We start from the raw sequence: 10,525 nt of genomic DNA on the forward strand, positions 1-10,525 counted from the left end.
CCTCTATCTTCAAAAACATATGAATTATTTTACTATTTTAGTATAAATTACGATTTTTATCATTTCAAGTGCAAGCGTTAACAAATTGTGAGAAATTCAAATTCTATTCCTTCACAGTAAGGAGATCACTGTGTTAAAAGCAAATTAGGCCAAAAAAAAGACATCCTTAGTTGGATTTCTTTTTTTCTCTATAAAACGAATAGACAAAGTAGATAGATAGTAATGGAGCCGTCGCCCCTGCGGAAGCAGCAACTGCTGAAGATCCCGCTAGGAGCGAGTTTGATTCCTGTAAAAGCTGCAGCTGTCCGTGAAAAGATGACGGCTCTAATTGAACTTCTAAAAAGCCCTAGGCTTAACAATTATCTTCATTTAATAAATTAAATTAATAAAATCATCTTTAGAAATTTTTCCTAAGTAATGAGATACATCAACATTTGCCAATGCTTCTTCCAGAGCTTGGCGATTATGACGAACACCTACTAACTTTTCTTCCATGACTTTTATTTCACCAATACCAAAGAAATCCCCATAAATTTTACAATTTCCAATGACACCTTTTTTAACATCTAGTCGCACATCAACAAGACCAGCAGGGAATTTATGTGATGCTTGAATGTTGAAGGATGGTGATTTCCCATAGTTCCATTCCCAATTTTGATAGCGCTCACGCGATATTTGATGGACATTTTCCCAATCTTCCTCAGTTAACTCATAGCGCGGAACATCAGCAACATCCTCTACGTCGAATACATGTCGCAGAATAATCTCTTTAAATTCATCAACGGTAATTTTTTTCTCAAGAAATTCTGAAATGTTAGCAACACGACTACGGATTGACTTAATTCCCTTTGACTCAATCTTTTCTTTTTTAACTTTTAATGCAGAAACAACATTTTCTATTTCAGAATCCAGCATAAGTGTACCATGGCTGAACATTTTCCCTTTGGTTGAATACATGGCATTCCCTGAAATTTTCCGACCTTCTACAGTAAGGTCATTTCTCCCTTGTAGTTCAGCTGGCACACCAAGTTTATTTAAAGCATCAACCACTGGTTGTGTAAATTTAGCAAAATTTTGAAAGCTATTTCCATCATCTTTCGTTATGAAGCTAAAGTTTAAGTTACCTTCATCATGGTATACTGCTCCGCCACCTGATAATCTACGGACGACTTTAATGCCGTTATCATCTACATATTGTGTATTTATTTCTTCGATCGTATTTTGATTCCGACCGATAATAATAGATGGAGCATTCACATAAAATAGTAAATATGTATCTTTCTCACCAAAATTTTGCAATACATATTCTTCAAGTGCAAGATTAATTGATGGGTCTGTAATCCCTTTATTGTCAATAAACTTCATCGTTTATACTCCCTTCAACATAAAAATAGGTATTTGGTATAGCTTTAGTTTAATGTAAATAAGAGTAGTAATCAAAAAATAAACCTAGCGCTCCCAAACCAAACCTTCTTTTGCAATTTGTATTACACCTTGATAAATCTGTTCCGCCTCTTCTTTTAATTGATTCTTATCACCGTACTGAGGCAAATGACTTAAAATTAGCTGTTTAACATTAGCTTGTTGTGCAATTGATGCTCCTTCACTACTAGTCATATGCCCTACATTTGTCCCATCTTGTTCCGCATAAAGATTGCAATCTGTAATCAAAAGATCTGCATTCTTCGCAAAATCAATCCAGTCTATATGATAACTAGTGTCTGCTGTATATACAATAACATGTTGACCATCTGTAATACGCATTCCATAACAAGGGACTGGGTGCTTCGTTTTTAGAAAAGTAATGGTAAACGGTCCTACGCTTAAAGGCAATGCTGGGTCATATTCTATTCCCTTTGTAAATGAATGTGTCAATGAATCAAATGCGTCTCTATCCTCTGTATGTGCAAAAATGGGTAATACACGGCCTACTCCTGTTATATAATAGTTGACCAATCTTGCATACTGTAGAACTCCAATATCAGCGATATGGTCGTAATGATAATGAGACAATAGGACAACGTCCAAATCTGAAATTGCTTTAAACTGTTGCAATTTTGATAAAGCTCCACTACCCATATCTAGCACCATGCTATAACCTCTCGTTTCTAGTAAATAGCATGAAGTTGCTCCATTTGGCGCAGGATACCCACCCCAGCAGCCAATAACAGTAAATTTCATAAGCATACACTCCTATTTTTTATTTTGTTGTAACACAGTATTGACTAATTGAATACTGTTATATTACAATGAGTTTAATTCAATCAAGAGGAGGAATCACATGATAAACGTCATGGAGTTTTTTAGAAATCTACCTAAGAAAAAGTGTAGTAAATGTGGTCATGAAATGGTTGAGAAAGCAGATTGCTACGGTAATTTATGTGACGATTGTGATCATCCAGCTAGATAATGTTATCATTTAATTCTTGATAAAGAAATAATCTTTGTAAGTGCTATTTCCATCAGTGGGGGTTTTGCCTTCACCCCCACGTATTATTTACGATACCGTCGACCTTTGTAATGTGGATAAATCAAAATCACCAGAAACCAACAGCTTTAACCTACCATAAAGTGAGTTTTTATTGCCAAGCTATAAGCTCTCTAGCCCCCAGCCAGAGGTTTTCTCCTTAAAACAAAAGCACAAGCGCCTGATTAGAAGCCTAGCGACTGGAGCGAGTCAACGGAGATAGAGCTTGCGAGCCGATGTTGACTTAGATTAGGGCGGTTCGTGAAGTCGCGTAGTTTCTAGGCGCTGGAGCTGGACGAGGCTCAACACGCCCATCTTTATCCACTTGGGCAAATTTTATAATTTCCTAGACTAAAAAAGCCGAATAGAATTTCAGCTTCTATCCGGCCCACTGTATATATGATTACTGTAAGAATGATATGACATCTTGTGCGGTTTGCTCACCTTGTTCAATACAATCGGGAATACCAGCCCCATCAAAGGAACATCCTGTTAAAAACACTCCTGGTACATGTTTATTAGCCTCATTACGCACTTCAGAAAGACGCTCCAAATGTCCTACAGTATATTGCGGTCGTGAATTCTTCCATCGAGTAATGACGCGAAACTCTGGCTTTGCTTTAATTTTCATGGTCTTATTTAAATCATTTAAAACAACATCCGTCAATTCATCGTCAGATAAGTCGACTACAGACTCGTCATTTGGTCTCCCTACATAGCACCGTAGTAAGATCTTTCCTTTAGGTGTCGTTGTTGGCCATTTCTTATGCGTCCATGTACAAGCTGTGATTTGATAATCGCTGCTTCTTGACACTAGAAAGCCTGTACCATTAATATCCTTTTTAATAGCTGACTGATCGAATGCTAAAACAACATTTGCTGTAGATGTAGATGGAACAGTAGTAAATGGTTTAAAGAAATCATACTGGCTAAAAATTTTTGGTATTGTAAAATGCGGTGTAGCCATGATGATTGCATCAGCTTTATACACATTTCCATTGCTTAGTAACAAATGGTACCCATGCTCCTTTTTTTCCACATGATCAACAGATGTTTGCAAGGAGATGATGTCGTCGTCAAGTACTTCTTCCAAACGATTCACAAGTGTTTCCAATCCATTTGTAAAGGAAAAGAATACGCCTTCTGGATTTTTCTTTTTACGCTTATCCGCCTTTGGCATCGTTTTCTGCAAGCCCTTTATTACACTACCATATTTTTGCTCCAATTGATAAAAGTTCGGATAGGTTGCCTTTAAACTCATTTGGTCAATATCCCCAGAGTGAATTCCAGATAATAATGCCTCAATTTGATTTACTAATAACTCATTTCCAAATCGACGGCGGAAAAAAGCACCTAGTGATTGATCGTCCTTTTGTTTCCCTTTAGGCAATACCAAATCAAATAACGCGCGAGCCTTACCCTTTGGTGAAATTAACTTAGAAGTGAGTAACGGTCCGATATCCTTTGGAACTCCCATAAACGTTCCTTTAGGCATCTTATGTAATCTATCATTAACCAATATATAGGATTGTCCTGTTGCATTACGGACGATTTGCTCTTGTAACCCTAATTCTTCCACAAGTTTAACAGCAGGCTGTTTTCTGACAAGAAGTGAATCCGGACCTTGTTCAATCGTAAACCCATCACGTCTCAAGGTTTTTATTTTTCCACCTAAGCGGCTATTTGCTTCAATTAGCTTAATCTCATAGGGTAGATTTTTTGCTTTTATCTCTTTTTGTAAATAGTAGGCAGCAGATAAGCCTGTTATTCCGCCACCCACAATTGCAATCGTCTTGGTTGGCTTCATTGTACTTCACGCTTTACTTTTTTCAAAACAACTTCAGACAATGTACGAATGAACTGGGGATGAACATTCGGCATTTCCGGACGATAGTATGTTGCTCCTAGCTCGTCACAAACTACTTTGCATTCATAATCATTATCAAATAGTACTTCTAAATGATCCGCAATAAAGCCGACAGGCGCATAGACAAATGTACGATATCCCTTTTGCTCATAAAGATCTCTTGTTAGATCTTGTACATCAGGTCCAAGCCAAGGATCAGGAGTATTCCCTTCACTTTGCCAACCAATTTCATAATTACGAATACCCGTTTCTTTAGCAATTAACTTCGCTGTTTCTTCTAACTGTTGTGGGTATGGGTCACCATTTTGCAAGATTTTTTCTGGCAGGCTATGTGCTGAAACAATTAGGACTGCTTTTTCACGCTCATCCTCTGTCATTTTATCGTAGACAGCAGATATTTGATCTGCCCAATACTTAATAAATCCTGGCTCGTCATACCAGCTTTCTACAGAAGTAATGGATGTCACGCCATGCTTAGCAGCTTCATCATTCGCTCGTTGATTATAAGATTTAACACTAAAGGTAGAATAGTGAGGAGCTAATACAATGGAAACAGCTTCCTCAATACCATCATTTGCCATTTGCTGTACAGCATCCTCAATGAATGGTTCGATATGCTTTAGACCGATGTAAGCTTTAAATTCAACTTCATCCTGTAAAGCATTTAAATTTTCTTCTAATGCCGCTGCTTGCTGCTCTGTTATTTTTGCTAATGGAGAAATTCCGCCAATTGCTTTGTAACGATCTTTTAAATCCTGTAATGCAGCTTCATCTGGTTTTCTCCCATGGCGAATATGCGTGTAATAACGTTCGATATCCTCCTCTTTATAAGGTGTTCCATAAGCCATTACTAATAATCCCAATTTTTGTTTTCCCATTACCAAGCACCTCTTCATTTAGATTTCTTGCTTAAAGATTATTTGTTCTTTCCTGTATATTCATGAATAAAGGCCGTCAGTTTTTCTAATGTAGCCGGTTTGATATCCGGCGTAACCCCGTGACCAAGGTTAAATACATGATTGCCATCTGCAAGGCCTTCATCCAGAATAGTTTTGGTTTTCGTTTTAATCATTTCCCAATTCGTTAGTAGAATCGTTGGATCAAGATTTCCTTGGACTACTTTGGTTACCCCGATTTGTCTAGCTTCAGCAATTGAGGTACGCCAATCCAAACCAATAACATCCACCGGCAAGTCATTCCATTCAAGTAATAAGTGCCGTGCACCAACCCCAAAAATGATTAGTGGTACTTGATGCTTTCTCAACTCGGAGAAAATACGCGTCATTACTGGTTTTATAAACACACGATAATCAGCAGCATTTAAGTTACCTACCCAGGAATCGAAGATTTGAATAACTCGAGCTCCCGCTTCAACCTGGGCATCCACATACGCTATCACCATATCTGATAGTTTGTCCATTAAAGCAAACCATGCATCTGCTTGCTGATACATGAATGCTTTCGTTTTATTGTAATTTTTAGAAGGTCCGCCTTCGATCATATAACTAGCTAACGTAAACGGGGCACCGCTAAATCCAATTAAAGGCACATCTAGCTGCTCTTCCGTCAATAGGCGAATTGTGTCCAACACGTATGGAACATCTGCTTTCGGATTAATTGCACCAAGCTTTTCTACATCATGAAAAGATGTAATTGGATTATGAATAACTGGACCAATTCCCGATTTAATTTCAACATCGACGCCAATAGCAGGTAATGGCGACATAATATCTTTATATAAAATCGCAGCATCCACGCCATAATTTTCAACGGGCAATCTAGTAACATAGGCACATAATTCTGGTTGATGCGTAATTTCAAATAATGAATACTTCTCCTTTAGAGCCCTGTATTCTGGTTGGGATCTCCCCGCCTGACGCATAAACCAAGCTGGTGTATAATCGGTAACTTCCCCCTTATATGCGCGAATTATCGTATCATTTATTTTCTTTGACATACCATCCATCCTTTTCACGTACTTCATTAGCCACTAATAACTATATCGATTAATAGTAAACCTGTATAGTAATGCTTACTGATTGTCATGAATTTGTCTAAATTACCACGTTAATTGTACTGATTTAGAGCGTTTACCTTCTACTTTTGTTAATGGGTTATAAGGAACAATATAATACCTTTTCGATCTAAATAATGCGTCATCGATCGTAAATTCTGTAACACCTTCAACTTCGCCAATTCGCTCATCTATGCCAGCTTTATCACGGTAAATTCGATAGATGACACGTTTATCCGTAGACCCCTCCCATGTCAGCTTACCCCTTACTAGTGATATACTCCCAAAGGAATAACTAGCTTGTAAATTCTTGATTTCAGGGAGGACTATCGGCTTCGGAACAGCTGTAACCTTTTCTGGTTTTGTAAATGACTGGACAAGTGAATCCTGTTTATCCAACTCCGTTAAAATGCTTTTTACAAGCCTTGTTGGGTATTCACTACCACCAGTTAAGTAATGCTCCTTATCCGATTTATCATATCCCATCCATAATGCCATGACGTATTCTGGTGTATAACCGGCAAACCACGCATCTTTTGTCTTTCCTTTGACTTGCAAATGTTGTGTCGACCCTGTCTTTCCAGCTAATGCTTTAGAAAAATCTCCAGCACTTGCAGTTCCACTGGCCACTGTTTCTATAAGCATCTCCGTCATGTTCCAGGCAACCTGGGAATCAAACACTTTCGTAGACTTTGGCTTAGCATGGAATAATAGCTTTTGATTACGATTATAGATACGGTCTATCGCATTCGATTCGATCACTTTTCCTTTCCGTGGAAAAACGCTATAGCTTTCCATTAGCTCAATGGGGGTTATTCCCTCCGTCAGTCCTCCTAAGGCAATTGCAAGTCCTTCATCCTTTATAGAAAGGTTTAGTTTGCTTAAATATTGCTTAGCATTTGTGATGCCAATCTCATTTAAAAGCCAAACAGCCGGTGCATTTTTTGAGTGAATGACTGCATCATAAATAGAAACAGCTCCTTCATAATTATCGTCATAATTTTTGGCCGTATAACCATCATAATCAATTTCTTGATCTGGTATAAGTGTATAAGGCTGAAATTTTTCTTTTTGCATCATAGCTGGTCCATATACTGCAATAGGCTTCATCGTCGAACCTGGTTGTCTTGATACTGTAGCACGGTTCAGGTCACCTAGTTGATAATCTCTACCTCCGATAATGGATACGATCTTTCCGGTTTTCTGCTCCATCATAGCAAAGGCTCCTTGTGTACCAGCAGTATTACCTGGGAAATAATTCTCGTTTTTAAACTGATCATATGCTACTTTTTGTGCAGTATCATTCATATTTACAATAATTCGATAGCCTCCGCGCTTCAGTTCTTCCAATGATAGATCATGCTCAGCTGCGGCTTCTTTCATGACAAAGTCAACATAGCTCGCAGCCCATGGTTTTGGATCCCATTTATTCACATCTAACCCAAGAGATCTCTGTTCCTCTTTAACGCGCTGTTCTGTAGTAATTACACCTGCATCCTCCATCGATCTTAAAACAGTATTACGTCTATCCTTAGCCTTGTCAGGGTGGTTTATTGGAGAATACCCATTTGGTGCCTTAGCAAGCCCTGCCAGCAAAGCTCCTTCGGCAATCGTTAATTCTTCAATTGGTTTGGAAAAGTAATAATTTGCAGCAGTTGCTACACCATATACCCCTTGTCCAAAATAAATTTCATTTAAGTACAATTCAAGAATGCGTTCCTTAGGAAGTGTTTGTTCTAGGTAAACAGCTGCCATCACTTCTTTCGTCTTACGTAACCATGTTTTATCATTCGTGAGAAACAGGTTCTTAGCAAGCTGTTGTGTGATGGTGCTAGCTCCTTCCACTTTACTCATTGCAATAATATCTTTGTATATCGCCCGAAACACAGAACGGAAATCGACACCAGCATGACCATAAAACCGCTTATCTTCAATCGAAATAAACGCCTCTTGAACATGCTTTGGGATATCAGCAAGTGAAGCAAGGGTGCGGTTCTCATTGTATAATCGACCTATGATTTCTCCATCCTCAGTTTCAATCGTAGTTGTAGCATTTAATAAAAATTTCTCATCATCAACTACTAGCCTACCTGCAAATACAATGGCAGCAAAACTTAAGAATCCAATAAAAATAATAAATAGACAGCTATAAAGTATTACCTTTAATTTACGAACAAGGTGGGAACGCTTGGACTTCCTTCTTTCTATTCTGCTCATTTGTTCACCTCTACACATTCACACCTACATTATACGACACAAATCTACAATCTTAAAGTTTTATACTTCATATTAATTAATAATTATTTCAAATAGATTCTAAAGAAAGATTTATGTGAATGCAAACAAAAAACAACCCCTATAGCAAAGCAGAGTTTGTTTTAATCACGATTAAAGATTAACTGATTTGTTAGATAACCATTATTTATAATTTCTTCTAAAATTTTCTCCTTCACTGATTCTTCTACTTTATATTCTGTCCAAACATTTATCTCAAGCTCTTTAGCTTGTAGTGATATTAGTTCAACAGAAATCTTAGCTTTGGAAAGATGCATGTCGAAATGGCAGTTACATCAGCTTGTGCTGCTTGAGTTATTTTCTCAATATCGTATGCATCACTAATTTTTTTGTCGGCGATATTCTCACCAACATAAAACAATAATTCAGGTTCACTGACCTCATATGCAGTAGCATGATACGCTCCATGCATCACATCAAAAGAAAGTTCTTTAATAAGGAAGTTGCTATCGTATTTAGCTTCTAAATAATCCCTAAAACTAGCTTTGGCATTGGCCATCCCCCATGGTGTTCCATGAGCAACAAAAAAAATAAGACATATAGATAAAACCAAAAGAATGGGGACCGTAATTAACACGTTTTTAGAAAGTTTCATAGTGCTTCCACCTTTCCTAGTGTATAGCATAGCATATTTTCTAAATTGACAAATATTTATTTTTCCACGTGTAAGATTTAATAAGAAAAGATATTGACTAACTAGTATCTGTATAGGGTATGATGACTATAAGAGCATTCAAGAAAGGGGAAATATAATGAAAGCTTTTATGACTAATGGAACTGCAGATTTTCTAAAGAAGCTTGAAGAAAAACATACGGATAAACAACTTTGGATCATGAGTTCAAATTCAGGATCACTTGCCTATTATGAAGATGAAAAGAAAAGCATATTTGCATCAGGAAGAGAATACGACATTCTAATCCACAAAGGAAATTTACAGGAAGAGGGATATGTCGTTATGAATAATATTCCAGTAACGGAAGAGGGGCAGCCAGTATTCGAGGATCGTTTTAAAAAACGTAAACACGAAGTAGACATGATGCCTGGCTTTCAAGCATTCCGGTTGTTAAAGCCCAAAAAAGGGAATACGTACGTTGTATTCACACAATGGAAGTCAGTACAAGATTTTGAAAACTGGAAAAACTCGGATCAGTTTAAGCAATCCCATAAAGGACAATCAACAAAACCACCGGCTTATTTCGCAGATAGACCATTCCTTACTACGTATCATATGTTAAGTGACGAATAAGGATATACTAAACTGGGGAGGTCTCAGAAGATGACATTTTCAACACAGTTGGAATAAAATACCTTTCTATGGACAGTTATTCAGCATCCTCGTGAGGTCACGAATTCCGGGGATTTTTACACGATTGCCTTTCCCATAGTAGGTTGGGCATATTCTATGCCCATATGAACACTTGTAGATTCCCTCGTTATAATCCGTAATTAATGGAACTTCCTCTATGTTGTCTTTGCTTAGATACCTTTGATATTCACAACCATTATTGGGGATAAACAAAACACCTAATGATGGAAGTTTCACTTTATACAGTAATTTTCAAGAATAGTCGTTTCTGAATCCGCAGCGAATATACACTGCTTTTGTCGATACGGACCTTTCTCTAAAATTTATAGCACATATTCTATGTACCACAAGGGTGACCTAAAAGCCTTTAAACCAATCGAACATTTACTGGCAGCCGCCCCACTTACCTATATTGAGATTTCACCTTATTACTTGAAGTGGGGGATTACTGCCAGCTATATGTGGAATACAGCCTCTTTCTAAACCATAAGAAAAACGGAGCAAAATTCGCTCAGTCCTTATCACTAAATGCTCAGATTTACGCTTCCTCTAGTAGCTATTATGGAATAATAGCT

9 protein-coding genes are annotated in these 10,525 nt (G+C 37.6%); 2 read left to right on the forward strand and 7 right to left on the reverse strand.

Translation table 11 applies throughout. The annotated features are described in order from the left end of the window. Window positions 1–369 precede the first annotated feature (369 nt). Both Q1A47_RS10905 and Q1A47_RS10910 read right to left on the reverse strand, forming a co-directional pair. Entirely contained in the window at window positions 370–1,365 is a 996-nt protein-coding gene (locus tag Q1A47_RS10905; RefSeq protein WP_026680608.1) for a lipoate--protein ligase, read from the reverse strand. 84 nt (window positions 1,366–1,449) lie between these two features. Further along, complete coding sequence (locus tag Q1A47_RS10910; RefSeq protein WP_026680607.1) at window positions 1,450–2,181, reverse strand: MBL fold metallo-hydrolase; 732 nt, start codon at window positions 2,179–2,181, stop codon at window positions 1,450–1,452. Window positions 2,182–2,281: 100 nt separating this feature from the next. Here Q1A47_RS10910 and yhfH point away from each other — a divergent pair, with 100 nt between their 5' ends. Next, a complete protein-coding gene (gene yhfH, locus Q1A47_RS10915) occupies window positions 2,282–2,410 on the forward strand; it encodes a protein YhfH (protein WP_080668645.1) in 129 nt (42 codons plus the stop codon). Window positions 2,411–2,870: 460 nt separating this feature from the next. On the opposite strand, the gene hemY is transcribed toward yhfH, so the two are convergent. From hemY to Q1A47_RS10940, 5 genes are all read right to left on the reverse strand, one after another. Next, a complete protein-coding gene (gene hemY / locus Q1A47_RS10920) occupies window positions 2,871–4,274 on the reverse strand; it encodes a protoporphyrinogen oxidase (protein WP_026680606.1) in 1,404 nt (467 codons plus the stop codon). Beyond that, complete coding sequence (hemH, locus tag Q1A47_RS10925; RefSeq protein WP_026680605.1) at window positions 4,271–5,212, reverse strand: ferrochelatase; 942 nt, start codon at window positions 5,210–5,212, stop codon at window positions 4,271–4,273. Before hemH ends, hemY begins: the two co-directional genes overlap by 4 nt. A 38-nt stretch (window positions 5,213–5,250) precedes the next feature. Then, window positions 5,251–6,291 carry a uroporphyrinogen decarboxylase gene (gene hemE, locus Q1A47_RS10930; RefSeq protein WP_026680604.1) on the reverse strand — a complete coding sequence of 347 codons (1,041 nt, stop codon included), beginning with the start codon at window positions 6,289–6,291 and terminating at the stop codon, window positions 5,251–5,253. A gap of 102 nt (window positions 6,292–6,393) precedes the next feature. Continuing rightward, a complete protein-coding gene (locus tag Q1A47_RS10935; RefSeq protein WP_121604865.1) occupies window positions 6,394–8,565 on the reverse strand; it encodes a transglycosylase domain-containing protein in 2,172 nt (723 codons plus the stop codon). 298 nt (window positions 8,566–8,863) lie between these two features. Next, on the reverse strand, window positions 8,864–9,238 hold the full coding sequence (locus Q1A47_RS10940; protein WP_166530695.1) for a hypothetical protein: 375 nt from the start codon (window positions 9,236–9,238) through the stop codon (window positions 8,864–8,866). Between the two features lie 157 nt (window positions 9,239–9,395). On the opposite strand from Q1A47_RS10940, the gene Q1A47_RS10945 reads away from it, so the two are divergent. Continuing rightward, a complete protein-coding gene (locus tag Q1A47_RS10945; protein ID WP_026680601.1) occupies window positions 9,396–9,890 on the forward strand; it encodes an antibiotic biosynthesis monooxygenase in 495 nt (164 codons plus the stop codon). The last annotated feature ends 635 nt before the right edge of the window (window positions 9,891–10,525 follow it).

The sequence above is a fragment of the uncultured Virgibacillus sp. genome, from assembly GCF_947495635.1.
Classification (GTDB): domain Bacteria; phylum Bacillota; class Bacilli; order Bacillales; family Amphibacillaceae; genus Virgibacillus; species Virgibacillus salarius.

Bases quoted from the DNA above. Each gene is read 5' to 3' on its own strand.
- Q1A47_RS10905 (WP_026680608.1), bottom strand. From the start codon at position 1,365: ATGAAGTTTATTGACAATAAAGGGATTACAGACCCATCAATTAATCTT.
- Q1A47_RS10910 (WP_026680607.1), bottom strand. From the start codon at position 2,181: ATGAAATTTACTGTTATTGGCTGCTGGGGTGGGTATCCTGCGCCAAAT.
- yhfH (WP_080668645.1), top strand. From the start codon at position 2,282: ATGATAAACGTCATGGAGTTTTTTAGAAATCTACCTAAGAAAAAGTGT.
- hemY (WP_026680606.1), bottom strand. From the start codon at position 4,274: ATGAAGCCAACCAAGACGATTGCAATTGTGGGTGGCGGAATAACAGGC.
- hemH (WP_026680605.1), bottom strand. From the start codon at position 5,212: ATGGGAAAACAAAAATTGGGATTATTAGTAATGGCTTATGGAACACCT.
- hemE (WP_026680604.1), bottom strand. From the start codon at position 6,291: ATGTCAAAGAAAATAAATGATACGATAATTCGCGCATATAAGGGGGAA.
- Q1A47_RS10935 (WP_121604865.1), bottom strand. From the start codon at position 8,565: ATGAGCAGAATAGAAAGAAGGAAGTCCAAGCGTTCCCACCTTGTTCGT.
- Q1A47_RS10940 (WP_166530695.1), bottom strand. From the start codon at position 9,238: ATGAAACTTTCTAAAAACGTGTTAATTACGGTCCCCATTCTTTTGGTT.
- Q1A47_RS10945 (WP_026680601.1), top strand. From the start codon at position 9,396: ATGAAAGCTTTTATGACTAATGGAACTGCAGATTTTCTAAAGAAGCTT.